Origin of the sequence: Thalassolituus sp. UBA675, assembly GCF_002297765.1 — a bacterium.
In the GTDB taxonomy this organism is placed as follows: domain Bacteria; phylum Pseudomonadota; class Gammaproteobacteria; order Pseudomonadales; family Oceanobacteraceae; genus Thalassolituus.
In genome coordinates this window covers 57,570-84,082 of the sequence record NZ_DBNJ01000026.1, presented here as the reverse complement: position 1 = coordinate 84,082, position 26,513 = coordinate 57,570, and the positions used below count along the sequence as shown (strand labels likewise).

Here is a 26,513-nt window from a genome sequence, read left to right as displayed (position 1 = left end):
ATTTCGTACACGCCGCTGAGGCGTGATGTCAGGAGATAGTATGGCGCTCAAGCACTTCATCACTCACAAAATAGCTAAGCTGGAAAAAGAACCAGCAGCCACTGTGACCTACAGCGACCTTGAGGGCGAAGTAGGTGAAGATACTCTGTCGGGTTACTACCAGCGTTGTGCCTCTCAACTGAAGGGTATTCTTTTACAGCGTAGCGGTAAGCGTTACGGTGTGTTCAATCCCGAATCGCCAGCGTTCAGCGCGCTTATCCGCAACTGGCAGAAAGAAGCCATGCCGTTTTCGAGCTGGGCACGCAAAGCCATTGCGCACATCAGCGCTAGCCTCGACAGTACCGACCTTCTTGTAGACGGCTATATCGCAGTATTTCACGAAGAGCTGGCGGATGCCGACAAGCTCTATATCTTCCACCTGCGCTACAAAGACAGCGTGACGGTCGATGCTAACCTCAACCTGTCAGAAACCCGCTACCTGGACTTCTCAAATACCGGCTTTGGTGTATGCATCAATCTCACCGACTGGGCACAGGATGAAGACGCAAAGTACATCACCTTTTCTTTTGGCCGCGGTGACCGCCCTCTCCAGAACGCTATCCTCGACGCTATCGGATTCACGGATACCCTGAATACGACGGCAGAAACAGAGGAATTCCTTGAGATCGTCGACTCCTACAGCCGTACACTTCCCGAGGAACAGGCGTTTGAATATAAGTCTAAGGTAGTCGATTACTGTATAGAGCAGGATCTACGTGGCGAACCCGTCGTCTTCGAAGAGCTGGAAAACCACCTCGCCAACGAGACCAATGCAAAACCTGCAGAAGCATTTTCACATTATGTGATAGAGAAGAAGAAAGAGCGTCGTAAGCAACCCACTCCCGCAGGCGCCACTCCCGAAGAACTGGTCGCAGCCGGCGCTCCCGTGGCAGAGGTTGCCGATGCCGTGAAAGCAGAGCTGATTCCAGACCGTAAGAAACTCAAAGGATTTATTCGCTTCAGTGGAAAGAATAAAGATCTGAGTCTAAGCTTTTCGGCTGCCCTGCTGGGTAAAGATATTGAATTCAATCCTGCGAACAAATCTCTTCTCATTCACAAGGTGCCAGAGAGCCTTCTCAAGCAACTGTCTGCCAAAAGCACTGATAGCGAAGACTAAACATAAAAAAGCCCGGCGGCTGCCGGGCTCTCATAATCATTAAGTAATCATCAATCTTCGTACTGCTGGTAGCTGTCGATAGTGACCGCCAACTGTGCATGCATGAAGTCACCGTCATGTGGCCACAAAAAAGCGGTCCATGGCGTCAGCGCAAGCGGGTTGATGACGTAGGTGTTATCAATCACCTCGTAATTGATATCGAAGCTCACACCCGCGATAGAGTTTGAGGACGTTTCTGTCCACTCAGCAGCCGCACTGCAGGCCGATTCGCCATCATTGCAAGCGTTAACGTAAAAAGTGAAAACGTCTTCAGTGTTAATGATCGCACCAAGTGACTCCGTCACCGTGCCAGCGTTCGCCTGATAGAAGCGATAGTACTGTGTCTGACGATCGCTTTCGTCATAGTAGGTATAAATGTTTTCGGTGTAGATAAAATCATCACCACCTTGCTCAGTCACCTGTTCGCCGTACTCTATGCCAACACAGTTAGCAATCGAGCTATCTACTGAGCCTGCATTGCCTAAATTAGTGTAGTCCAGGCCATACGTTGAGGTCAGTTGCTCAGCATCTTCAAAGCTGGTGCTGTCACTGACTTTGACGCCCTCGAGTGTCAGCGTCGTACTTTCACCCACAGGCGTGGTGACGCGGCTACCTTCTGCCGACAGCGACCGGTTATTGGTGGCAAACGTCACAGTCAGGTCCGTCAGCGTCATTGCAGTGACACCGGATTCATCCATATCACCAGTTTCAGTCAGCGTCGCCTCGTAACCGGTTTCGGTCGCTGTCAGTTCAAAGTCTTTGCGCCACTCGCTGTCACATCGGGTGAGCTCGTAAATGCCCTGCTCGTTCGCAGTGACTTTTACAAACTCACGGGTCATACCCGCATAGGCGTATGGATTCATGCTGTCTTCAGCGTTCGGGATACTGGAGTTTTCTTCCGTCACAATCATCCAGATGCCCTCTGGTGATTCCGCGCTCAGGCTGCGATCAACTAGCGGCAGACCAGTAAACCCCTGAGGAAAACACCCCGCCAGCGAAAGAGAAAGACCAGCAACGGCCGCAGGTGCCAGAGCAGGTTTAATGAGCTTGAGCATGGATAACTCCATTTAATTTGTTATTCGAGTCGGACACCAGAATACCTGATAAACGCCTGTCTATTATCTCAAAAGGTGCAAAGTGGCCTCATCTGCCCCACATCCGCAAGACAAAATACGCCATCATCGACAAAGCGGCTCCAAGAATCAATCTGTAGACAGCGTTACGTCTAACCGAGTTCGCATAAAGTCTCCATCATGCGGCCACAAGAAAGCAGTTAAAGGCGTCATGGCAAGTGGGCTCAAGACATACTCGTTATCAATCACCTCGAAGTTGATGTCGAAAGTAATCCCCTCAGCCGAAGCCGTGCTGGTTTCGGTCCATTCTGCTCCTGCTTCGCAGGCCGTCTCGTCTCCTGTGCCAACGGAACAGGCATGTACGTACATGGTGGCGACGCCCGGTTCAGCCTGCTCATCGCGCCCTAAGTCCGTACTGCTGACGACGATCACCGCCCCCAATGAGCGGGTTAATTCTCCATCGGTATTCTGATTCAGCTCGTAATACTGAATCTGATCAGAAGGGTCGCCTTCCGGCGTATTAAGAATGACCGTGAAGTAGCGCTGGTCAAGCTGCCACTCATCTGTGGTCGATTCGGTCGTTTTCTGACCTACGGATGAACCAACACAATGAACTGGGAGATCAGTGCGGCTTCGAGGCGCCCCCTCAGGCTCAGCATCAGCGTTGCCCAGGTTCACGTAATCCAGCTGAGCAGATGCTGCGAACTCATCAGCAGCATAAAAGTCAGGGGCGTCGCTGACCTTTACCCCCTCGACCGAGAGAGCGAGGTTTTCTCCGGCTGGCTGCGTTATTTTGCTTCCCGAGACGGTTAGCGTCTGGTTATCTGCCCCGTAAACAACACTGAACTGCGTCGTAGTCGTGTACTCAACGCCACCTTCATCCGGAGTGGTAGTTTCAGAATAGGTTGCATCGTAGCCTGTCTCAGTTTCGGTAAGTTCATACTCATCCCGCCAACTGCCATCACAGCGGGTAAGAACATAAATGCCATCACCGTTCTCAGTAACAGAAACAAACTCCCTATTCATTTTCTCAAATAAGAAAGGGTTCATCGAATCTTCTGAATTAGGAATTTCAGAAGACTCTTCAGCCACAAGCATCCAGATACCTTCCGGAGAATCTGTCGTAAGGTTGCTGTTCACCTGAGGTAATGCCATAGAGAAAACCGGGTTATCGACTCCTGAATCACTGCCGTTATCAACTTCTGGCTCACTGCCGTTATCCGTCTCGGAATCTTCATTAGGAGCTTCATTGACTGGTTTATCACCTGAACTGTCCGCAACCTCCCCGTTGTCAGTAGTTGCATCATCTGCTCCGCAACCAGACATTAGTGCACTGAAGGTAACCACAAGGGCAAGTGGAAAAAGAGCACGCCAACGTATTATTTCTGAATTCGGCATTGTTGTTATCCTTATCATATTTGAGAAACCTACCAGCTCGGACGAACCTGCATTGAGAAGAGTTCCTGACTGATATGTGATTTCAGAGAAAAGAGTACCAACTCTCTATCCCAATACGACAGTGCAGGTTACGCCAGAATCCATTGGCTCGATCCGTCTGCCTTCGCTATCGTGGACTGTTAATCCACTACAAACTCTGCAAGGATGCACAGATGAATACGATTCCTGACTGGCAAGCGCCACTTAAACGTACCTTCGGCTTTGATCAGCTACGCGAAGGCCAGCAACCCGTTGTTGAGGCCATACTGGCCGGGCGATCTGCTGCGGCAATTTTCCCAACGGGTTCAGGTAAGTCCCTCTGCTATCAGCTACCCGCCCTGCTGCTTCCGAACCTGACCTTAGTGGTGTCGCCGCTGTTGGCACTGATGCAGGATCAGGTGGCTTTTCTGCGCAGCAAAGGCGTTGCCGCTGCCAGCCTCGACTCCACTCTCAGCCGAGAAGAATTGACTTCAGTACAACAAGGCGTTCGCAGCGGTGAAATAAAGATTCTTTTTATCTCAGTGGAGCGTTTAAAAAATGAGCGCTTTCGCGAATTTATCCGGGGCGTTGCTATCTCTTTACTGGTCGTCGATGAAGCGCACTGTATTTCTGAATGGGGGCACAACTTCCGCCCGGATTACCTGAAACTGCCTCAATGGCGTCGCGAATTTAATATCCCGCAATCTTTGCTCTTAACAGCAACGGCGACACAGCCCGTCGTAGAAGACATGCGCCGACATTTTGATATCGTAGAGCAGGATGTCATCAGTACCGGTTTCTATCGGCCAAACCTTCGATTATTAGTTCAGCCTACGCCAGTACATGAACGCATAAACAAATGTGCTCAATGGTTAAATCACCGGATCAAAAAAGGCGAACCTTTCGGCAGTATTATTTACGTTACACAGCAAAACACCGCCGACGAAGTCGCCAGCCAGTTAAAGCAGATGGTATCCGTGCCGGTGGAGTCCTATCATGCAGGCCTTGCCAGCGAGACACGTCAGGAGATTCAGCAGCGTTTTATGTCAGGGGCGACGCCCTGCATCGTGGCGACCATTGCCTTTGGTATGGGCATCGACAAAAGCAATATCCGTCAGGTACTGCATTATGACTTACCAAAATCGATAGAAAACTACAGTCAGGAAATCGGCCGCGCCGGGCGTGACCGGAATCCCTCCGACTGTGTATTGCTCGCCGATTTAAGTGGTTTAACCATACTTGAAAATTTCACCTACGGCGATACGCCAACCCTCGGGGCGATTAAGCGTTTACTCACCACCATCAGCACAGATACCGCTGTAAACAGTAATGGCTCTGGCCGTTGGGAAACCATGATGCAGCCACTGTCGAACCAGACGGATATCCGCCCACTGCCATTAAAAACCTTACTCGTACATTTAGAAATGGCCGGGCGAATCACTCCGCTCTACAGCTACTATGCCGAATACCGTTTTAAGCCAGAATCCGAAAGCGCCCTGCTCGCTCAGTTCAGTGGCGAGCGACAGACGTTTATTCAGACGCTGTTAAATCACAGTAAAAAAGGTCGCACCTGGTACAGCCTGGATATGGATGCACTAATTCAGAGCCTTGGACCGGATGCGCGCTCGCGTGCAGTGAAAGCCTTAGAATATTGTGCTGAGCAGCAATGGTTAACGCTCGAAATAAAGCAGATGACCGAGGTGTATGAGGTAAAGCCTTGGCAAGTATCCGAGACCGACGCCATTGCCGATGAACTGCACCAGAGCTTTATGGCTCATCAGAACAGTGATATTCAACGCCTGCACAATATGGTGAGCCTGTTTCAATCACAGCAGTGTCTCAGCCGGCAACTGGCTGTGTATTTTAACGATCACTCAATGACGCAGGACTGCGGACACTGTTCCGTCTGTATAGGTAAATGGCAGTCATGGCCTCAGAACAGTGTGGCTTCTGCACCAGATGCTTCTGTTATTAAGGGGATGCTGTCTGAGTTTAATCAAGCGTATCAAACGATGTTTAATCAGCTGCCCGAGCCTGAAACCCAGACCCGTTTTTTAAGTGGTATGGCGAGCCCGTGGCTAACCAAAGTGAAAGCGAAGAAACTTGCGAATTACGCAGAACTTGAGCAAGTGCCGTATGCGGATGTTTTAAAAACTCTGACTTAATTTGAAAAAATTAAGGCTTCTTCCCGGCATTATCCGCAATGCGGCGAATCACCCGTGATGCTGCGACAAAACCAAAAGTACCCGTCACCATAGTCGCGGAGCCAAAACCGCTATTGCAGTCGAGGCGGGTGCTTTCGCCAGCAAAAGCTTTGGTCTGACACACAGTGCCGTCGCTGTTTGGGTACACCAGCTGTTCGGTTGAAAAGACACAAGGCACAGAATAGTTACGCGATGCGTTACGCGAAAAACCGTATTCACGACGTAGCAAAGAGCGTACTTTACGCGCAAGAGGATCATTGAAGGTTTTATTCAGATCACCGACCTGAATCTGCGTCGGGTCCGTCTGACCACCAGCCGCCCCCGTGGTAACGATACGAATCTTGCGACGCTTACAGAAGGCAATCAGCGCGGCTTTATTCTTTACACTATCGATGCAATCGATCACGTAATCCATATCCGGCGTGATCTGCTCTTCCAGATTCGAAGCCGTGACAAACGCCATACGAGCATCGACATCGATCTCAGGATTAATGTCTTTTAAACGCTCAGCAACCGCTTCGCACTTGAGCTTACCGACCGAGCTGGTCATGGCGTGAATCTGTCGATTGGTGTTGGTGACACAGATATCGTCCATGTCGATCAGAGTGATCTTACCAACGCCCGAACGCGCCAGAGCCTCAGCTGCCCAACTACCGACACCACCAATGCCTATCACGCAGACGTGCGCATCGTGCAGGCGTTGCAAGCCGTCTGCACCGTATAAACGGCCAATACCGCCGAAACGGTCGAGGTAGGATGGACTCATCGAAGAAGACATTATGGAACTCAGAGATCAAAAACGTGGGAAGATTATATCAGCTTAACTGCCGACTCTCTTCTTCCCTGAGCGTCAGTACTTCGAACCCTTCGGCCGTTACGGCAATAGATTCGTAGGTCCTCGCTCTAACAGATGGGATCAATCTTCGGATGGAACAAAAGCAAAATCGTTCTTTCCGTCTTTCTTTACCCGGTACATGGCGGCATCTGCGGCTTTAAGCAATGATTCGAGATCCTCCCCATCGTCAGGGAAGTTAGCAATGCCGATACTGGCGCTGACCCGGGCCTGGGCGCCCTCAACCGATATTGGCTCTTTCAGGCAATCCAGAATACGCTGGGCCATTCCTTCAGAATCTGCTCTCGAGCTGGCGTGAGACAGCAGTACATACTCGTCTCCACCAATCCGGGCCAGCAGGTCGCTCTCACAAATAACCTCCTGTAAGCGTCTGGCCACTTCACGCAACACCTCATCACCGGCACTGTGGCTGAAGTTGTCGTTGATTGCTTTGAAGCCATCCAGATCAATAAACATCAGCCAGAGTGGCTGTTTATCAAGGGCGGCATGAGCGAGTTCAGCGTCGGCGGCCTCCTGCATGTAGTGCAGGCTATGTACACCCGTAAGAGCATCCTTCATCGCAATATCATGCAGCCTCGAGCGCGCTGACTCGACCTCTTCCAGCGCCTCATACAATTCGGTGAAATCATACTCGACCACCAGAAACAGGAAATCCCCGTTCAATGGATGGCGGGTACAGCGAATATCCAGGCTATGGCGGCGCGGCCCATTGGCGGTTTGCATGATGTAGTCCCAGCGGCCTTCTTCTCCAGCCTGCACCCGCTTAAGACAATCCCGCCCCTCGGCTGGATCAGCAAAGCGGGCAACGAAAGGAGAGATATCTGCTGCTAAAGACTGGCTATGGATATAGTTATAAGCATCGGTTGCCGCAGGGCTTTCTACCACGGGTGTACCATCCAGGGTGAAGGTAGTTGCAGGCACCCGCGTATAGCGCATCGCCTCCATCAAGAGCAGATTTTCGGGCTGCTCCCCCATGTTCACCTGTTCATTGATGTAGGCAATGATGCCTCGATGTCGGTCTGGCCCCAACAGCACTGCCCGGTGCATCATCAACAACGTCTTAGGTTTACCGTTCGGATAGGTTGTCCAGGGGTCAACGGTAAGGCCTTCGCGCACCGCGAGCTCAAAGGTTTGCAACGTACGGTCACGCGCGCCCTGAGTATCACCTGACAGATCTTTGTCGATCAGTGCTTGCACCGAATCCAGCCCCCAGAAGGCAACCGCTGCTGAGTTGCCCCACCACCAACCGTGCTTATCGATATCGAACACCCAAACAACGTTGGGTATCAGTTCGTAAAGCTTAAATTCTTCAATGGTCTCGATATGAACCAGATGACCATACTGACTGAGATTTACCACGGTTGAGCAACGACCTCGGCGACGCTGAAAAATGCTTTCCTGCACTAGTTCAGACTCACAAGTCCAATGTGAGATGGATTGTAGATAACACGTACGTTCAACTATAGCAGGAGTCTATCTGACTGCTACTGACTCAGACCTGACTACAGTTTTCAGTGGCCCAGATTGCCTAACTCAATTCCGCACACTTGCTTGAAAAGATGGCGCCCCTACAAATTCACCAACTGAATCCTTGGCCCGTCATCCAGCAACTGCCGGTACAACTGATCGACGATCTGAGGGTTACGGACGTCTTCGAGAGAAATTCGCCCCATCATCTGCATAATCAGCTGGTTTATCCCACCCCAGCCGTCTGAGAGATTACAGGTATCGGTGATATCGCAGACATGATGGTCCTGAGAGCACTCCGTCAGAGCAATCGGGCCTTCGAAGGCTTCAACTACATCGCGAACGCTGATCTGTGCAGGTGACCGGGCGATGCGATAACCGCCTTTGGCACCACGACGGGCGTTCACAAGTCCGCTATCGACCAGTGCCTTCATCACTTTGCGTACGGTCGGAACGTTGAGACCAGTGGTCGATGAAATGTCATCCACCGACTGCTGAACCGCGCCCTGCGCCGCCAAGTGATTAAGCACCACGATTCCGTAATCTGTGAGTTTGCCGATTCTGAGCATCTGTCTTTCCTGTGGATCAGGCCGCCGTGTTTTTCTTAGAACCCGATTGAGAATCATTGTCGATTCGTCAGCATTCATGGGCTTTGATACAATCCTGACACAAAGCATACCAACTTGGTATTCTTTCTGTACAGACAGAGAGTACCTGAGTAAAATACTCAGTTATTGGCGTCAGTTCTGGTAGACTGCGCTCGATAATGATGTACCCGATGCACCTATGATGCGATGCGAGAGAAGTAGCTATGGCCACCAACGCTGAAATTGAAAGCCAGATCAAAGCCCGTGAATACAAAGCCGGCTTCGTCACTAACATTGAGTCCGAGACCCTGCCACCAGGGCTGGATGAAGATGTGGTGCGCTTTATTTCAGCTAAAAAAGGCGAACCCGAGTGGCTGACTGAGTGGCGCTTAAAAGCCTACCGCGAATGGCTGACCATGGAAGAGCCTGATTGGGCGCACCTGGGTTACCCTGAAATCGATTATCAGGGCGTGTCTTACTACTCTGCGCCTAAGAGCATGGAAGACAAACCAAAATCGCTTGATGAAGTCGACCCAGAGCTGCTGGAAACCTACAACAAGTTGGGTATCCCACTGCACGAGCAAATGGCACTTGCGGGCGTTGCCGTTGATGCCGTGTTCGACTCAGTATCCGTCGCGACTACATTCCGCGAAAAGCTGGAAGAAGCTGGCGTTATCTTTATGCCGATTTCAGAAGCCGTTCACGAGTACCCAGAGCTGATCAAGAAGTACATGGGCTCTGTTGTACCTCAGCGCGATAACTTCTTTGCAGCACTGAACTGCGCCGTGTTCTCCGATGGTTCCTTTGTGTATATCCCGAAAGGGGTTCGCTGCCCGATGGAACTGTCTACGTATTTCCGTATCAACGAAGCCATGACCGGCCAGTTTGAGCGTACTTTAATTGTCGCCGATGAAGGTTCGTACGTCAGTTACCTCGAAGGCTGTACTGCACCGATGCGTGATGAAAACCAGCTGCACGCAGCCGTTGTAGAGCTGGTCGCTCTTGATGGTGCTGAAATTAAGTACAGTACGGTGCAGAACTGGTATCCAGGCGATGAAAACGGCAAAGGCGGTATCTACAACTTCGTGACCAAGCGTGCCGTTGCTCACACCAACGCCAAAGTCAGCTGGACTCAGGTTGAAACCGGTTCTGCCGTCACCTGGAAGTACCCAAGCTGTGTGCTGAAAGGCGACAACAGCATTGGCGAATTTTATTCCGTTGCCCTGACCAATAATTATCAGCAAGCCGACACCGGCACCAAGATGATTCACATGGGCAAGAACACTAAGTCGACCATTATTTCGAAAGGTATTTCTGCGGGTAAAAGTCAGAATGCTTATCGCGGCTTAGTGCGAATGGGTCCAATGGCGGAAGGTGCACGTAACTTCACTCAGTGCGATTCTCTGCTCTTAGGCGATAAGTGTGGTGCTCATACCTTCCCATATATTGAGAGCAAGCACCCAAGTGCTGTAGTAGAACACGAAGCAACGACATCGACCGTAAGCGATGATCAGTTGTTCCTGTGTCAGCAGCGCGGCATCGATACCGAGAAAGCGGTATCCATGATTGTTAACGGGTTCTGTAAAGAAGTATTTAAAGAGTTGCCGATGGAGTTTGCCGTGGAGGCAGGAAAGCTCCTGGAGATTTCTCTGGAAGGCTCTGTCGGCTAATTCTGGCCTACTGCGCTCTGGATTGCGGTGTTAAAACCTCGCTCAGAATGCTCATTTACTACTTGTAAACTGCGCTTCTTCACTCGGTTTTGCCTTGCACTCCATTCGCTCATGACGCCCAGAACTGTAGTCAAGCGAACGCCCTTTGGGGTGAACGAATAGTAAGGGAGATCGGAAGAAGTTGAGGCTGGCGTCTGTGCCATGGATGGCACAGCCGAGCGTACAGGGATGTATTTACCGCGACCAGCCGATCTTCTTCCGGTCTCCCGAAAGAAATCACAAATCAAAATTTGAAAATTGAACACTAACCGTCTGCCACCAGACAAAAGGTTAAAGAAATGATCGAGATTAAAGACCTCAAGGCCAGCGTTGAAGAAAAAGAAATTCTCAAAGGCCTGAACCTGAACATCGGCCCGGGTGAAGTACACGCCATTATGGGTCCGAACGGTGCCGGTAAAAGTACCCTGGGTAACGTACTGGCGGGTCGTGAAGGCTACGAAGTGACTGGTGGTTCCGCCACTCTGAACGGCAAGGATATTCTCGATCTTGATCCTGAAGAGCGCGCACGCGAAGGTCTGTTTCTGGCATTCCAGTATCCGGTTGAAATTCCGGGTGTTTCTAACCTCGAATTCCTGAAAGCCTCTGTTGATGCAGTACGTGAGCAGCAAGGCAAGCCTGCGCTGGATTCTGTTCAGTTTTTAAAACTTGCTCGTGAAAAATGCAAAGCCGTCAACCTCGATCAGAGCTTCCTCAAGCGTGGCGTTAACGAAGGTTTTTCTGGTGGTGAGAAAAAGCGTAACGAGCTGATGCAGATGATGCTGCTGGAACCAAGCCTGTGCATCCTCGATGAAACCGACTCCGGTCTGGATATCGATGCCCTACAGGTGGTCGCTGATGGTGTGAACGCAATGCGCGATGCTAACCGCAGCTTTATCGTAGTTACCCACTACCAGCGTCTGCTCGACTATATCGTGCCAGACTATGTTCACGTTCTGGCGAATGGCCGCATCGTGAAATCCGGCGGTAAAGAACTGGCGCTGGAGCTGGAAGAAAAAGGCTACGGCTGGCTGGAAAACGGTAACGAAAACGGAGCTGAGTGATATGGCCGCTGAATTTATTGCCCAGCAGCTTGAACTTGCAAAAGGCATCAGCCCACTGGCATGGCTCGAATCAACAAATGAGCGCGGCCAACAGGCCTTCGCTGAAGCCACTGTGCCTACACGTAAAACCGAAGACTGGAAATACACCTCACTGTATAACCTGACTGAAACCGGCTTTGCCAACAGTGCTCCGCACGCTCAGGCGCATGCACCGGTTGTTCCGGGTCTTCAGGCTAATCGCCTTGTAGTTGCTAACGGCGAGCTGGATACTTCCGCATCAGACGCTGCTGCACTCGAGCTGGTCGTTCGTTTCCGTGACGCTCGCCCGGAACAGCAGGAAGCCATTCGTGAACTATTAGGCAATGTAAAAGGTGAGCGCGGACATTTGTTTGCCGACCTCAATGACGCCAGCATTAACGATGGCTTGTTTGTTCTGGTCGAGAAGAACCAACGCCTCGAGCACCCGCTGCACATTGTCTACGCCAACACCGTAGGCGATGCACCTTTTACCGTTAATACGCGTTTATTGATCGCTCTCGAGCAGGGTTCTGAAGCGACTGTCATCGAGCACTATACAGGTGACGATACTGTCGATGGTAAGCAGAATAATTTCACCAATGCGGTTACTGAAATCCGCGTTGGCGATAACGCCAAACTGGTGCATTACCGCATGCAACTGATGGCAGAGTCTGCATTTCATATTGGCGGTACCTTTATCGATCTGCAGCGTGATTCGCGTTACGAAGGTTTTCATTTAGGTCTGGGTTCTGCCCTCACCCGCAATGACATTATCGTGAACCATAATGTTGGCGGTTCGCACTGCGAAATGAACGGTGTCTATGTTCCGCAGAACAAACAGGTCATTGATTTTCATACCTGCGTTGAGCACAAAGCAGCGCACTGTACGACCGACGAAGTGTTCCGCGGCATTATGAATGATAAAGCCAAAGCAACTTTTAACGGCCGTATTCATATTCATCCGGATGCCCAGAAAACGCTGGCTGAACTGAGCAACAAAAACCTGCTGCTGACAAACACCGCCGAGATCAACACCAAGCCTGAGCTTGAGATCTACGCTGATGACGTTCAGTGTGCACACGGTGCCACCGTCGCTCAGCTTGAAGAAAAAGCCCGCTTCTATCTGCAAAGCCGTGGTATCAGCGCCGCCGATGCTGAAGTGATGCTGAGCTTTGGTTTTATCAATGAACTGCTGAATGGTCTGAACGATGAAGCGCTGGGCCTTTGGCTACGCCCTCAGTTGGCAAAACGCTTTGGTCGAGATGACGATCTGTCCGCTCAACTCTCTGGAGAGCTGTAAGAATGACTCAGGCGCTGATTAACGACATCCGTGCACAATTCCCGGCACTTCATCAGGAAGTGAACGGCAAGCCGCTGGTTTACCTCGATAACGGCGCGACCACTCAAAAGCCGCAATGCGTTATTGATGCGCTGAGTGATTATTATCGCCTGAATAATTCGAATGTTCACCGTGGCGCTCACACTCTGAGTGATCGCGCTACGCAACAGTTTGAAGACGCACGCAAAACCCTGCAGGCGTTTCTAAACGCGAACAAGTCAGAAGAAGTCGTCTGGACCCGTGGCACAACCGAGTCGATTAATCTGGTTGCTGCGACCTGGGGCCGTCAGAACATCAAGGCCGGTGACGAAATTCTCGTGTCAGGCATGGAGCACCACTCGAACATCGTTCCGTGGCAGATGCTGTGTGAGCAGACAGGTGCAACACTTCGTCCTATTCCGGTAAAAGATAATGGCGAGTTGGATATGGAAGCGTTTACTTCCATGCTCAACGATAAGGTAAAACTAGTGGGCGTTGTTCATGTGTCCAACGCATTAGGCACGATTAATCCCGTCGCTGACATTATTAAGATGTCTCACGATGTAGGTGCCAAAGTACTGGTTGATGGTGCCCAGGCCGTTGCCCACTGGGATGTCGATGTGCAGGCACTCGATGTCGACTTCTACGCCTTCTCTGGTCATAAGCTGTTCGGCCCGACTGGTATCGGTGTGCTGTACGGCAAAGAAGAACTGCTGAATGCCATGCCGCCTTATCAAGGCGGAGGTGAAATGATTGAGCACTGCTCTTTCGATGGTACAACCTACAATGTTCTGCCCTTTAAATTTGAAGCAGGCACCCCCAACATTGCTGGGGCCATCGGTTTGGCTGCCGCGGTTAGTTATCTGAATGGCGTGGACCGTGCAGCACTTGAGCAACACGAGAATGCGCTGCTCGTACGTGCCAACGAACTGGCCGACGAGATTGGCGGTATCCGTAAAATCGGTACTGCACCACATAAAGCGAGCGTATTCAGCTTCCTGTTGGATGGTGCACACCCTGCTGACGTCGGGACTCTGCTCGACCAGCAAGGCATTGCCGTTCGCACTGGCCATCACTGTGCGATGCCATTGATGAACCAGTTTAAGGTGCCGGGTACAGTTCGTGCCTCGTTCAGTTTTTATAACACCATGGACGATGTTGAGCGCCTGTTTGCTGGCCTTGAAAAAGCCAGAATGTTTTTACTCTAAGGTGATCCGGCTATGAATATTGAGACTTATGATCCAAATGCTAAAGCAGAAGTCTCCATGACGGAGGCAGCGATTGCACACGTGCGTAAGCAGCTGAGCAAAAACCCAGACATGAAAGGTATTCGCCTTGCAGTCAAAAAGAGTGGCTGTTCAGGCTTTAAATATGATGTCGAATTCGTTGATGATGAAAAGTCAGAAGACGATGCGATTCAGGTAGCCGACGACGTGACCCTTTACGTTGCAGCAGACGCCCGTGCCTATGTCCGTGGCACGGTGATCGACTTCACCAAAGAAGGCCTGAACAGCACCATTACCTTCAATAACCCGAATGCCAAAGACCTGTGTGGCTGCGGTGAAAGTTTCAGCGTCTGAGGCTCAGTTGAGCTGCCCTGCTTAAACGGCTTGAGCCTCCAGCCGGTTAAGCAGTTTCTTACACCGTGACGCCATCTCTTCTTTTTCAAGCGCCTGTAGCGCTTCATGCATCAACGAATAGGCTTTAATCAATAGCTGATTATCTGAGCAGTCCTGATGCATACCATTCACCAGTCGAATTACGGCTGGGTAATCCCCAAAGGATGCGTAATCCTGCGCGAGAGTGAAACGAACTTCGTGACTTGTCGGTTTAAAGTCGGGAACCACACTGCGGGTCTGGTTATAAATTCGCTTAAGCTGGGCCTGGTGTCCTTTATGTAGCTTGTAAGCCATATAGTCGTCGGCAAACTCAAGCAGATCTTCTTTGTTTCCGGTAGCCGTTAGGAACTCGAAGTATTCATCATTGAGCGACAGGTCCTGCCCATGACGATCCAGTGTTTTCTTATATAAGCGATTGACGCCCTCATAGTCGCCTTCTTTGATCAGAACACTGATCTTCGCCCGGCTACGCTCTACTTCGCTCCGATATATCGGAGCATCCCCCGTCTGCGCTCGCGCGTAAAAACCAAGCTTTTCCTGATACTGGAAAACCACGTAGCCGAGGAGGTGAAAGATAACCACCATATAGAAATTAGAAATGACTGATTGCAGAATCATGCTCGCCCACTCGAATCCAGAGAAGACCATGTAAGAAAGCAAACCCACAGACGAACTCATCAATAAAAGAAGGCCAATCAGAATACCGTACGGTAAACCAACAGCACTGACGATACGTAATATATTCGGTGGCGCAAACGACGCCAGTACGCGATCTGTTAACGCAAAGTTAATAAGAAAGGCCGGAATACTGAGAACAACCAAGGCTCCGAGTAGCCCGGTAATCCCTGCACCCAAATAATGGTATGAGCCGATCCCACCTGCGGTAATCAGGATAATTAAACCAATCATTTTGAAAATAATCACGATGCCACCCGAGAAGGCTTCGCTCAGGTCGGGCGGAGACATATTTCCCGCGGCCGTCTCTTCCAGGCATTGAAAGCTGTACTTGGTGAGAATACCCGCCGAGATCAATCCTGCCACAGCACCTACGATAGGCACAAAGAACAGAACACCGCTGATAGCGGACAGTACAATTATCAGAGTCATAACCGGTACAGTGAGCGGATACCGGAAAGTTTCAGAGAGTCGTTCCCAGAAGGGTTCAGCCGTATACGCAGATCCCAGTGACTCGAGCGTCGCGCCACATTTGCAGCAGTAGCGGTCCTCCCCCCTTTCAGACTCCTGGGTGCAGGTATCGCATACCTGACAGTCGCAATGAGTACAGTGCCAGGTGGCGGCTTCGGTAGGATGATATTTGCAGTACTTCATTTATGCCCCCATCGCCAGTTGTTCAGCAACGCTGACATAGTATTGCTGTTTATCTGCCCGATTCTGGCGACTGTGCGCTTTGGCCAGGCTGGTCGCCACCCGGCTCAATTCAGATGGCTTTGCATTGCGCTTTTTCAATAGAGAAAAGATCTCTTCTGAGAAACTGAGATCCTCTAAGTGAGAAAAATTTGAGCCACAGATCGCCAGCGTTTCTGAGTCAATATGCTTAAGGTAGGGCCGGATATCTGCCCATATATCGCGTTGGCGGATTAATTCTTCGTCTGAGGTATCTTCGTAGCGCAGAACTTTTTTCAGGCTCGCAAGCCAGGTCTTATTCCTGCGTAATTTAAGCAGGTTGTACTGAAGTAGCAGTAATTCAAACTCCTCACCATAGGTCGCAATTGCCTGCTCTATACGATGCTGAGCAGTATCAAAGCGATACTTCTCAATGGCAGCGTATATCTCCGCAAGTTGCTGACGATAAGGTTCGGTATCATCTTCAGGCGTTTCGATGTATTCGAATTTAAGTAACTCAGGGCGAATCAGAGCCAGCGCCCCAACAGACAATGCACCAGCAACAAAACCACCAGCATGAGCCATAAAGGCGACGTTACTGTCAGGGTCTGAATAAAAGCTGATCAGCTCTTTGCCGATATACACCGGCAGAAGAATCATCGCTGGTGCCCGGAAGTAACCAACGATCAAATAGAACCAATAAAAGAAGCGAATAGTCTGCCATCGATAAATAATCAGATACATTGCCATTACCGCCGACAATGAGCCCGAAGCACCGACCAAAGGTTGTTCTGAAGTGAAATCCACCGCTGCATGTGAAATACCAGCCACAATACCGCCGAGCAGATACAGCCCAAGAAAAGACAGGTGCCCGAGAACGGCTTCAACGACAAAGCCACAAATCATCAGAAACATCATGTTCCCCATCAGGTGCATAAAATCACCGTGGAGAAACTGATACATGAAAAGGTCAATCACCGAGAGGTCGTTCGGCTTCACACCAAAACGCACACTACTGATACTGTCTATCTGCTCATTGATCTCAGAGCGGCGATCAACCCACTCGTAATAAAAGCTCGGGTAAAACAACGAGGGGCCGTTCGCTTCAAGGTATTTATAGAACCCCCTGTCTGTCACAACCGCAGTTGCGACCGGAAAAATCATGTCGTCTTCATGATATGCCCGCAGCTCTTCGAGGTGCTCAATGTCGCCCTGTTGTTCCAGATAAGTCTGGTAGTGTGGCCATTCATCTTCAAGGTACCCCGACTCGTTGTACGCAGTAATTGCCTTGATATAACGTTCGGTATCGCCGCTCTGATAGAGAAAAAATACGAGGATATTCAGAAGGATGATACCGATCAGAACAATCGGCGGGTGACTCCAGTTCAGGCGCCGCTCAACGGGAAGGATAATCATGTAGTAGCTGTCCTTGTCGCTCGTGGCAGGGCTCCAGCCCACCACCCTGTAAACTCTGCCAGCTTAAACTGCTTCCCCTCGTCGGACAACTCTACAAACTCAGTTCCCGTGTGCTAACTGAGTGAATAAAGTATCGCCAATCCTGTTAGAATACGCGTTTTATCCAGATCACAGGTTGAATCCATGTCTATTGAACGTCGAATGGTGGTTGCCAACGATAATTGTCCTGCTCGCATGGTGCCGTCCGGCACGCCGACGACAATCAGCGCCGGTACCTTCGTCACCATCAATCAGGCATTGGGTGGTAATTATACGGTGACGGTGAACGGCAATATGATGCGCGTCGATGGTACAGATGCGGCTGCGCTTGGGCTTGAGTCTGAGAGCATCACCTTCGATGACCCAGGTGACGGTCAGGTTCACAAAGAACAGATTGAGCAGGCTCTTCGCACCATCTTCGATCCTGAAATTCCGATCAACCTTCTCGATCTCGGGCTGATCTACGGTATCGATATCGAGGGTACCGACGTCAATATCCGCATGACACTGACAGCCCCTACCTGCGGTATGGGGCCCGTTCTGGTTTCTGATGTGAAATACCGTGTCGCAAAAGTTCCTAATGTCGCTTCTGTCAATGTTGAACTGGTCTTTGACCCGCCCTGGAGCCGCGACATGATGACCGAAGAAGCCCAACTTGAGGCCGGACTCTTCTTCTGACTCTCTGACCAGTCGTTCGCGGTAAACTGGCTATTTCAACAATGGCCGGATATGATGTTACCAGTTTGGCAACATTGCCGATGCATTAGTAATAATAAAAATAAAATAGCAATAAAAAGTGGCCGTCTGGCCCAGGCGAGCAATGAACGACTTGTATTTTACGGCGCTGACCGAGGCCTTGCATGAGGCTGAGATCTGCACGCCGACCCTAGTACTGGATAAGGAACGTCTGGATAGAAATATTGACCACCTTATCGACGTACTGAATAAAGGGTTCGACTATCGCCTTGTCACTAAGTCGTTACCCTCAATTCCACTGCTTCAGTACATTATGCGGCGCACTGGCAGTCAAAGACTGATGTGCTTCCATCTACCCTTTCTGCTGCAAATCGTGAATCAGATTCCGTCTGCCGACATTCTGATGGGAAAACCCCTTCCCATTCGCGCAGCACGCCATTTCTATAACTGGCATAAAAAGCAAACCAGCAGTATGTGCTTCTCTCCGGATCTTCAACTGCAGTGGCTGATAGATAGCCCTCGCCGGTTAGCTCAATACGGCCAGTTTGCCCGGGAGAACAATCTGACCATCAGGGTCAGCCTGGAAATCGACGTAGGTATGCATCGGGGTGGCTTCCGGAGCAGCAGTGAATTCACCGAAGCTTTACGGATAATTCAGAACTCAGACCACCTGATACTGACCGGCTTAATGGGCTACGAGGCTCATATCCCACACATTCCAGCTATTCTCGGTGGCGCCCGGCGTGCGTTTGCAGATGCCCGGGGGCGATATAGCAACTTTCTTCAGGCGGTAGAAACAGAGTTGGGAAACGATGCCCTCAAAGACCTGACGCTCAATACTGGCGGCAGCTCAACCTACACCATGTATACCGACAACAGCTTTGTATCAGAGATCGCGGCTGGCTCTGCATTGGTTAAACCCAAGAACTACGATGTTGATACCCTGGAGCATCATATTGCCGCAGCCTACATAGCCGCGCCTGTTCTGAAGAAGGTAGATCGCCCAGAGATTCCTCTATCACCTGCTGTGTCGGCAGTTCTCCGCTGGACTGGCTTCCTTCCATCTCAAGGGGCTTTTATCTACGGCGGTAACTGGCTTGCAAAACCTGTCTACCCAAGGGAAACGGAACAGGTTCGTCTTCATGGCCGGTCCAGTAATCAGGAACTGTATGGGTTTCCGAAGGATACGAAGATCGAAGAAGATGACTATATTTTCCTGAGACCGACACAAAGCGAGTCGGTGTTTCGTCAGTTTGGCCATATCGCCATCTATGAAAACGGTAAGATTACCGATTGGTGGTCGGTATTTCAGGAAGAGCACAACGAAGGGAACTCCGCCGACTCACTGCTTGAGTCGGCTCAGAAGCGAAGCTATCGCCTATAATTCGAACCGCTCGGCCTGATCCTGTAATGTCCGGGCCAGAGCGCGCTGCTCTTCTGCGGTTTTACGCATGAAATTACCTGTTGCAGCGGTATGACGCGATATATTGAAGATATTTCTCGTGCGCGTCGATACCTCTCCATTGGTCTGCACCTGCTCTTCAGCGGCGGCGGCGATCTGGTCTGACATATCCCGAATACCAGCCACTGCATCACGGATCATCGACAACTCCTGACTGAGCGTACCGGACAGTGACACGGCTCCTGTAACAACATCTTTTGAGCCCTCAACGGCTTTAAACGCTTCCTGAGTCTGCGACTGGAACTGACTGACGATTTGCTCAATCTCATACGTCGATTCCTGTGTTCTCTGAGCCAGGCTGCGGACCTCATCAGCAACAACAGCGAAACCACGCCCCTGCTCGCCCGCCCTTGCAGCTTCGATAGCTGCGTTAAGTGCCAGTAGATTAGTTTGCTCTGCAATCGCCTTGATCACACTCAACACGCTGCCGATAGACTCACTACGACCGTGCAATTCGCGAATCACACCCGCGACCGAAGTCATCGTTTCATCCAGACTGGCGATCTTGCCAACACTCTCTTGGACAACACCGACGCTTTTCCCGATCGTCGTATCGGCAGAATCAGTCTGCTCAGACATATTGTGAATATTCACCGCAATATCCCGAGCTGCGATCTCAAGCTGGCCGACGGACTCGACAACAGATTCAGTCTCTGTCTGTTGCTGTTTCATACCTTTGGTACTTAGTGAGATCGTCGCGTGGTTCTGAATAGCGATCAAAGACAGTTGTTTCGATGTGCTGTCGATTGAATGGATCATATCCGCAATCTGTGCCTGCATGCTGTTAAAGGCTCTCGCTGCCTCGCCGAGTTCATCATCCGTATGAATCATAGCCGGCACATCAAGTTGCAGGTTGTCTGAAACCCGCTTCAACCCCTGCACGACTTCCCTGATCTGGTTAACCAGCATTGCGACGACGAGCCAAACCAGCAAAATCGATACCGCAATAACAGCAACTGCGATAGTCAGCATACCTACAAATTCACTCTGAGCCAGAGTACCACCTGCTTTTGCGTTGCTGATGAGCGCGGCTGACAGGGTATCTTCGACCTCTTTCAATTTATTAATACGCGCTGTTGACGCTGCAAACCAATCAGCTGCCTTCACCCCAAAACCACCGGTGCCAGACTGCCTGTGGGCGATATCACGATACTTCTGGACTGCAACAACTTCTGCACTGACATTGAACCGCTCCCACAATGTCGCCCCATCATCATCAGTGAAAGCGGCAAACTCACGAAAGTGACTCTCTTGTTCAGCAACCAGGTGCACAAAGCGTGAGTACAGAGCACCATTAAACTGATCTGCACCAAATGCGTTACTAAGCACCGCTCTCTCGATACCCGCTCGCTCTTTGCCCTGGAGGAATGAATAATAAGCGGAGAGATCAAGCGTAGCCTTTGCATCCTCCGAATAATGCGCAGCTTGCGCAGGTACACTCAGAAGATGTGCAATGGTGCCGGTGTAGAACTTAAGTACCTCACCGAGCTCGACCGATTGGTCTGTGACAGATTTTCTTACGGAAGCCAGGCGTTCCAGGCGTTTTTCCGCCGCCTTAATCTCTTGCTGAACCCCTGGATAATCTTTCAACGAATGGTCACGAATATAGGCTTCCCAATCGGCCCGGCGGGCATCCACGAGCTGACGCTGCTTAACAATCGCCTGTGCGAAGGAACTCCCGCCACTCCCAAGATAACCCGCAGACATGCCCCGCTCTTTTTGCATTTCATGTGCAAGATTACTATTGAGCTGAGTCAAGGTTACAAGCACTTCGATGTGACTGAAGCTTGCAATTCGCGCACTCATCGACTGCAATAAACGAACATCAGTCAACACCAGAGCAGCCAATAGCGGCACGATTAATAACATCAGTTTTGCACGAATGCTCAAGCTCTTGATCAGCGACATAAGCAAGACTCCTCTTTGGCTATAAGCGTAGACCGCCCCCAAAGCTCTGCAAGCCGAGATTCATCCAATAAAAGCACTGTGAACAATCACCCCTGTCAGGTTGGCCCAGCAAAGCACAGCACCTGCTGAACGAGCCTGCCCATTCTGGTATCATCCGCACCGATTTAAGACATGAATAAGGGATACTCCGTGCTGACGATTTACGGTATCAAAAACTGCGACACCATGAAGAAAGCTCTTAAGTGGCTGGCTGACGCAGGTATCGACTACCACTTTCATGACTACAAAAAAGAAGGAGTCCCGGCGGACAAGCTGGATACATGGCTCGATGAACTAGGCTGGGAAGCGGTGATCAACCGTCGCGGAACAACCTGGCGAAAGCTTGATGAAAGCACCCGTGAAGCGATGGATAACACCACGGCGAAAGCAGTCATACTCGACAACCCTTCAATCATAAAGCGCCCACTTCTTGATACTGGCAGTGAGCTTGTGCTTGGCTTCAAAGCAGACGACTACGAAGCCCGCCTGAAATAACAACATTTAAACGACTACTTGAGGAATACTCATGACCACATTCGCAATCGCCATTGGTGTTGGTACCCACAACAGTAAAGGTGAATGGCTCGAGGTTTACTACCAGAAGCCTCTGCTGAATCCAGCTGACGGCATCGTTGAAGCTGCTCGCTCCGCACTGGGCTACACCGGTGGCAACGAAGCAATCAGCGTGAATTCTGACCAGCTAAGCACTTTTGCATCTGCCGTTGAAGGCGCCGATAGCGAGCAAGCTAAACTCGCGCGCGCATGCACTGAAAGCAAGCGTCCAGTGGTTGTGACCATTCTGGAGTCTGACGATCAGGCATCATCCACCCCGGAAGTTTACCTGAAGCTCCACCTGCTCTCTCACCGTCTGGTTAAGCCACATGGCGTCAATCTAGCGGGAATCTTCGGTCTGCTGCCAAACGTTGCCTGGACTAACAAAGGCGCTATCGACCTGAATGAGCTGGCTGATGCTCAGCTGCAGGCTCGACTCGATGGTGAACTGCTGTCAGTAAACAGTATAGATAAGTTCCCACGCATGACCGATTACGTGGTGCCTGCCGGCGTACGCATTGCGCACACTGCTCGCGTTCGTCTTGGTGCCTACATCGGTGAAGGCACGACCATCATGCACGAAGGTTTCGTTAACTTTAATGCGGGCACCATGGGTGTTTCTATGGTTGAAGGTCGTATCTCTGCGGGCGTCGTTGTTGGTGACGGCTCTGATCTGGGCGGCGGCTGCTCTACGATGGGTACTCTGTCTGGTGGTGGTAACATCATTATTTCTGTTGGCGAAAAGTGCCTGTTGGGCGCCAACGCAGGTATCGGTATCCCTCTGGGCGATCGCTGCACCGTCGAAGCGGGTCTGTACGTGACCGCTGGTACCAAAATTCAGGTACTCGACGATCAGAAAAACATCGTTGAAACCGTTAAAGGACGTGACCTGGCGGGTAAATCAGACCTGCTGTTCCGTCGTGACTCTATTACAGGCGCCGTACAGTGCGTGACCAATAAGAGCGCTATCGCTCTTAACGAAGAGCTTCACGCGAACAACTGATCCCGTCATCAGTCTCTCATGTCCGACCGGGCCCGGCCTGGTCGGACAACCCCCTTCTCCTTCTTCACCCCGCATTTTGAACCCGAACGTAACCAGTGTTACTGCAATGTAATCACTGAACGTATATTTGGTGTATTTGCACGAAATCGCCTTTCGTTACCCATTTTACTGACTAACCTATAAATACCCGCCAGCGAGAACCTACTCCAAAACGCTGTCGGTAACACCACGTCGATAAGATGTAACGAACGGGCACAGCTGGCAAAAATAAAAATAACAGCCGCTGAATAACGAAAAGTAAGCCTGTCGATCACCACTAAGCCCTGCTCTCTCCCCGGAGGCAGGGCTTTTTCCTTTCTGACAGGTTCAACTGTTATCATGAGTAGGCAACCTGATGTGATGACTATGAACAAAGACAAACGTATTGAAATTTTTACCCGGCTCAGAAACGAGAATCCGAATCCGGAAACTGAGCTTGAGTACACTTCCCCCTATGAGTTACTTGTCGCTGTAACCCTGTCAGCGCAAGCTACCGACGTAAGCGTAAATAGAGCCACCCGGAAGTTGTTTCCCGTCGCAAATACGCCCGCACAGATACTTGCGCTCGGAGAAGAAGGCCTGAAGGAGTACATCAAAACCATCGGCCTGTTTAACAGCAAAGCTAAGAACGTCGTCAAAATGGCCGAGCTCCTGCTGGAACGCCACGGAGGTGAGGTTCCTCAAACGCGCGACGAACTCGTGGCTCTACCTGGTGTCGGACGAAAGACAGCCAATGTCGTACTGAACACCGCCTTCCGGCAGCCAGCAATGGCCGTCGATACCCATATTTTCCGGGTATCAAACCGCACTAAAATTGCCCCCGGAAAGAACGTGGATGAAGTTGAAGCGCGTCTCATGCGACTGGTGCCGAAAGAATTTCTTATGGATGCCCATCACTGGCTGATTCTTCATGGCCGTTACACTTGCGTGGCACGCAAGCCCAAATGCGGATCATGCATCATCGAAGACCTGTGTGAGTTCAAACAAAAAACATCTGATTGAGAGATGCAGGCCAGCGAGCAGTAGCCCAGTCAGAAACAACTAATAATACAGGAGAGAGACAATGAGAATACTCCACACTATGCTGCGCGTAGGCGACCTTGATCGCTCAATCAGCTTCTATACCGAAGTTATGGGTATGCAGCTCTTGCGTAAAAGCGATAACGAACAATACCGATACACCCTGGCTTTTGTTGGTTATCAACCAGAGAAAGAAGGCGCGGTTCTTGAGCTGACCTACAACTGGGATGAATCAGAATATGACCTGGGCACAGGTTATGGTCATATAGCAATTGAGGTCAATGATGCAGCAGACACCTGCGAGGCCATTCGTAACGCCGGCGGAACGGTGACCCGTGAAGCAGGTCCCGTTAAAGGCGGTAGCACGGTCATTGCCTTCGTACAGGATCCAGACGGCTACAAAATCGAGCTCATTGAAAAGAAACAGCCGATTCCCATCGAACTCTGATTCTGGCGGGTAATCAGCCGCGTACGCCCGACTGAACTGACATCCTGTTCAAAATTCAGGCAGTCTTTCAGGCCACTGCTACACTGAATGCAAGTCAGTATGAGGCAGTAGCAATGTTCAACCACCTATCCATTAAGGCCAAACATAACCTGATCGTCGCCGTGACGCTCGTGGGTCTAATCGTGCTTGGCCTGATCACCAGTGTGCAACTCACCTCGATTGAACAACTCGGAGAGGTACGCCAGGATATCGCTGATGTAGAGCAAGGTGTTCTTACTCTCAGACGCCACGAGAAAGACTTCTTAACACGCCTTGACCCGTCTTACCTCGATAAACATGCCAGTACAGCATCAATACTGAACGAAAGCCTCACCAAACTGAGGGCAGACATGCAGACTCAGGGTATGAATGTTTCCGGCGTCGACGGCCTACAACAATCAGTAAATGATTACGTCGCGTCATTTAACTCCCTCGCAACTCTGAGAACCGATGCCGGCCTGACTCCCAAAACAGGGCTCTACGGCAGTCTGCGCGACGCAGTTCATCAGGTAGAAGAATCTTTAAAAGCGGGCGGCGACTACGAGTTGCTCTATCAGATGCTAATGCTCAGACGCCACGAGAAAGACTTCATGCTACGCCTGGATGCTAAGTACGTTGATCGTTTTACCCAGCGTATTGATGACACCGTGCCCATGCTGCGGGAGCGCGGCTTCAATGCTTCTGTGCCACTTATGCAGAAGTACAGAAAGGACTTTTTGTCGCTAGCAGATAAACTGAAAGAAATTGGACTCACTGCTGATTCAGGTGTGTCTGGAGAAATGCGTCAATCAATCCGCGAATCAGAGACAAGCCTGGAAACTATGGCGACAGCCGCACAAACTGAGGCGAGTCAGTTACTCAGTTCAACCTATCAGGCCTTATTCATCACCTTCGCTGTGATCATTGCCATTATTTTTGCGATTACAAAGCTGATTTCAAACAGTATCTGCAAACCGGTGATCAGCATCACAGAGCGCATTCAGCACATATCGAAAGACCTGGATCTGTCGCAGACCGTAGCTCATGGTTCAACCGATGAACTGGGACAGATGTCGACTTCATTCAACCATCTGATTACCAGCCTCCGCGAGACTATTGATCAGGTCTTGCGCTCCTCTATCACAGTCGATGAAACTGCTATTGCCCTTCGCTCAATCACAACCTCACTTAATACTGTGACAGACGAACAGGAGCAGGAGCTACAAAGTGCAGTAACCTGCATAGATGAAATGTCCCAGACCGTTCATCAGGTAGCCCGTAACGCCTCGGATGCTGCTGATGCTGTTACGTCAGTGGGTAAGGACATCAGCAAGGGTAAGAAGATTGCGGATGAGGCACGGGATGCTATCCAAAGTCTGAGCAAGGACATCACAAACACTTCCGCTGCTGCCCAACAACTCCAGAAAGACAGCGAGAGCATTGCAGAAATTCTTGGTGTCATTAACGGAATTGCCGAACAGACAAACCTGCTTGCACTCAACGCTGCGATTGAAGCCGCCCGCGCCGGTGAACAAGGCCGGGGCTTTGCCGTGGTAGCTGATGAGGTGCGTACGCTTGCCAGCCGTACCCAGGAATCTACCGAATCGATCCGCAGTACGCTTGAGCAGTTCCGCTCTGGGACAACACAAGTCGTCGACACAGTGGAACGGTCACAGGCTCAGTCTACCTTTGGCATTGAAAAAACGACCGAATCAGCGGCCATTCTGGATCGCATTTCAGAAGTGATGCTCAGTATCAATGATGTAAATACTCAGGTAGCCACAGCGGCAGAACAGCAGAGTCAGGTCGCGGCTGAAATCAGCCAGAATATTCACAAAATCAATGGTCTGACACAGCAGTGCAGTGAAGAAGCATCAAAAGCAGAACACGAAGGGAATGTGCTCAGTGGACTTTCAAAAGAGCTGGCGCAGAAAATCAGTCGCTTTACGCTCTAGAGATTTGTAGTCCTTTGCACCGGCGGCCTTCGATATCTGCCAGACATGAGTGAT

General features: G+C 50.7%; 23 protein-coding genes. 14 read left to right on the top strand and 9 right to left on the bottom strand.

Translation table 11 applies throughout. The features are described from left to right. Window positions 1-40: 40 nt before the first annotated feature. Window positions 41-1,156 carry a nucleoid-associated protein gene (locus B3007_RS11060; RefSeq protein ID WP_297532206.1) on the top strand — a complete coding sequence of 372 codons (1,116 nt, stop codon included), beginning with the start codon at window positions 41-43 and terminating at the stop codon, window positions 1,154-1,156. 50 nt (window positions 1,157-1,206) lie between these two features. On the opposite strand, the gene B3007_RS11055 is transcribed toward B3007_RS11060, so the two are convergent. Then, entirely contained in the window at window positions 1,207-2,250 is a 1,044-nt protein-coding gene (locus tag B3007_RS11055; RefSeq protein WP_301377541.1) for a hypothetical protein, read from the bottom strand. Window positions 2,251-2,397: 147 nt separating this feature from the next. Beyond that, a complete protein-coding gene (locus B3007_RS11050) occupies window positions 2,398-3,666 on the bottom strand; it encodes a hypothetical protein (protein ID WP_301377542.1) in 1,269 nt (422 codons plus the stop codon). A 212-nt stretch (window positions 3,667-3,878) separates the two neighbouring features. Between B3007_RS11050 and B3007_RS11045 the strand changes: the two genes are divergently transcribed. After that, on the top strand, window positions 3,879-5,849 hold the full coding sequence (locus tag B3007_RS11045; protein ID WP_301377543.1) for a RecQ family ATP-dependent DNA helicase: 1,971 nt from the start codon (window positions 3,879-3,881) through the stop codon (window positions 5,847-5,849). 10 nt (window positions 5,850-5,859) lie between these two features. On the opposite strand, the gene tcdA is transcribed toward B3007_RS11045, so the two are convergent. The 3 genes from tcdA to B3007_RS11030 all read right to left on the bottom strand — a co-directional run bounded on the left by tcdA (window position 5,860) and on the right by B3007_RS11030 (window position 8,777). Further along, on the bottom strand, window positions 5,860-6,666 hold the full coding sequence (tcdA, locus tag B3007_RS11040; RefSeq protein ID WP_301377545.1) for a tRNA cyclic N6-threonylcarbamoyladenosine(37) synthase TcdA: 807 nt from the start codon (window positions 6,664-6,666) through the stop codon (window positions 5,860-5,862). Between the two features lie 138 nt (window positions 6,667-6,804). Further along, on the bottom strand, window positions 6,805-8,100 hold the full coding sequence (locus B3007_RS11035) for a sensor domain-containing diguanylate cyclase (RefSeq protein ID WP_301391464.1): 1,296 nt from the start codon (window positions 8,098-8,100) through the stop codon (window positions 6,805-6,807). A 209-nt stretch (window positions 8,101-8,309) separates the two neighbouring features. Beyond that, complete coding sequence (locus B3007_RS11030) at window positions 8,310-8,777, bottom strand: SUF system Fe-S cluster assembly regulator (RefSeq protein WP_297532218.1); 468 nt, start codon at window positions 8,775-8,777, stop codon at window positions 8,310-8,312. A gap of 242 nt (window positions 8,778-9,019) precedes the next feature. Between B3007_RS11030 and sufB the strand changes: the two genes are divergently transcribed. From sufB to B3007_RS11005, 5 genes are all read left to right on the top strand, one after another. Further along, window positions 9,020-10,465 (top strand): Fe-S cluster assembly protein SufB, encoded by a 1,446-nt coding sequence (gene sufB / locus B3007_RS11025; RefSeq protein WP_076515938.1) that lies wholly within the window; start codon window positions 9,020-9,022, stop codon window positions 10,463-10,465. 338 nt (window positions 10,466-10,803) lie between these two features. Next, window positions 10,804-11,565, top strand: a complete 762-nt coding sequence (sufC, locus tag B3007_RS11020; RefSeq protein ID WP_068441265.1) for a Fe-S cluster assembly ATPase SufC — start codon at window positions 10,804-10,806, stop codon at window positions 11,563-11,565. 1 nt (window position 11,566) lies between these two features. Then, window positions 11,567-12,883, top strand: a complete 1,317-nt coding sequence (sufD, locus tag B3007_RS11015; RefSeq protein ID WP_297532222.1) for a Fe-S cluster assembly protein SufD — start codon at window positions 11,567-11,569, stop codon at window positions 12,881-12,883. Window positions 12,884-12,885: 2 nt separating this feature from the next. Further along, window positions 12,886-14,109 (top strand): aminotransferase class V-fold PLP-dependent enzyme, encoded by a 1,224-nt coding sequence (locus B3007_RS11010; protein WP_068441271.1) that lies wholly within the window; start codon window positions 12,886-12,888, stop codon window positions 14,107-14,109. Window positions 14,110-14,121: 12 nt separating this feature from the next. Further along, complete coding sequence (locus tag B3007_RS11005; RefSeq protein WP_068434652.1) at window positions 14,122-14,481, top strand: HesB/IscA family protein; 360 nt, start codon at window positions 14,122-14,124, stop codon at window positions 14,479-14,481. 21 nt (window positions 14,482-14,502) lie between these two features. On the opposite strand, the gene B3007_RS11000 is transcribed toward B3007_RS11005, so the two are convergent. Further along, window positions 14,503-15,627, bottom strand: coding sequence for a DUF4013 domain-containing protein (locus B3007_RS11000; protein WP_297532225.1), 1,125 nt, complete (start codon window positions 15,625-15,627; stop codon window positions 14,503-14,505). A 222-nt stretch (window positions 15,628-15,849) separates the two neighbouring features. Continuing rightward, window positions 15,850-17,280 carry a rhomboid family intramembrane serine protease gene (locus B3007_RS10995; protein WP_301377549.1) on the bottom strand — a complete coding sequence of 477 codons (1,431 nt, stop codon included), beginning with the start codon at window positions 17,278-17,280 and terminating at the stop codon, window positions 15,850-15,852. 183 nt (window positions 17,281-17,463) lie between these two features. Here B3007_RS10995 and sufT point away from each other — a divergent pair, with 183 nt between their 5' ends. Then, window positions 17,464-17,997 (top strand): putative Fe-S cluster assembly protein SufT, encoded by a 534-nt coding sequence (sufT, locus tag B3007_RS10990; RefSeq protein ID WP_068441277.1) that lies wholly within the window; start codon window positions 17,464-17,466, stop codon window positions 17,995-17,997. Window positions 17,998-18,139: 142 nt separating this feature from the next. After that, window positions 18,140-19,399: an alanine racemase gene (locus tag B3007_RS10985; RefSeq protein WP_301377551.1), complete on the top strand. Its 1,260-nt coding sequence runs from the start codon at window positions 18,140-18,142 to the stop codon at window positions 19,397-19,399. Here B3007_RS10985 and B3007_RS10980 read toward each other — a convergent pair. After that, window positions 19,394-21,385 carry a methyl-accepting chemotaxis protein gene (locus B3007_RS10980; RefSeq protein ID WP_301377553.1) on the bottom strand — a complete coding sequence of 664 codons (1,992 nt, stop codon included), beginning with the start codon at window positions 21,383-21,385 and terminating at the stop codon, window positions 19,394-19,396. The genes B3007_RS10985 and B3007_RS10980 overlap by 6 nt on opposite strands. A gap of 171 nt (window positions 21,386-21,556) precedes the next feature. On the opposite strand from B3007_RS10980, the gene B3007_RS10975 reads away from it, so the two are divergent. Then, entirely contained in the window at window positions 21,557-21,919 is a 363-nt protein-coding gene (locus tag B3007_RS10975) for an ArsC family reductase (protein WP_301377555.1), read from the top strand. Between the two features lie 31 nt (window positions 21,920-21,950). Continuing rightward, window positions 21,951-22,979 (top strand): 2,3,4,5-tetrahydropyridine-2,6-dicarboxylate N-succinyltransferase, encoded by a 1,029-nt coding sequence (dapD, locus tag B3007_RS10970; protein ID WP_301377557.1) that lies wholly within the window; start codon window positions 21,951-21,953, stop codon window positions 22,977-22,979. 98 nt (window positions 22,980-23,077) lie between these two features. On the opposite strand, the gene B3007_RS10965 is transcribed toward dapD, so the two are convergent. Next, a complete protein-coding gene (locus tag B3007_RS10965; protein WP_068441289.1) occupies window positions 23,078-23,359 on the bottom strand; it encodes a hypothetical protein in 282 nt (93 codons plus the stop codon). Between the two features lie 25 nt (window positions 23,360-23,384). Here B3007_RS10965 and nth point away from each other — a divergent pair, with 25 nt between their 5' ends. From nth to B3007_RS10950, 3 genes are all read left to right on the top strand, one after another. Continuing rightward, the gene (nth, locus tag B3007_RS10960) at window positions 23,385-24,020 is read left to right on the top strand and encodes an endonuclease III (RefSeq protein WP_301377619.1); all 636 of its coding nucleotides are present in this window, start codon (window positions 23,385-23,387) and stop codon (window positions 24,018-24,020) included. A 61-nt stretch (window positions 24,021-24,081) separates the two neighbouring features. Next, window positions 24,082-24,486 carry a lactoylglutathione lyase gene (gloA, locus tag B3007_RS10955; protein ID WP_068439482.1) on the top strand — a complete coding sequence of 135 codons (405 nt, stop codon included), beginning with the start codon at window positions 24,082-24,084 and terminating at the stop codon, window positions 24,484-24,486. A gap of 113 nt (window positions 24,487-24,599) precedes the next feature. Further along, the gene (locus B3007_RS10950; protein WP_301377560.1) at window positions 24,600-26,459 is read left to right on the top strand and encodes a methyl-accepting chemotaxis protein; all 1,860 of its coding nucleotides are present in this window, start codon (window positions 24,600-24,602) and stop codon (window positions 26,457-26,459) included. Window positions 26,460-26,513 lie beyond the last annotated feature (54 nt).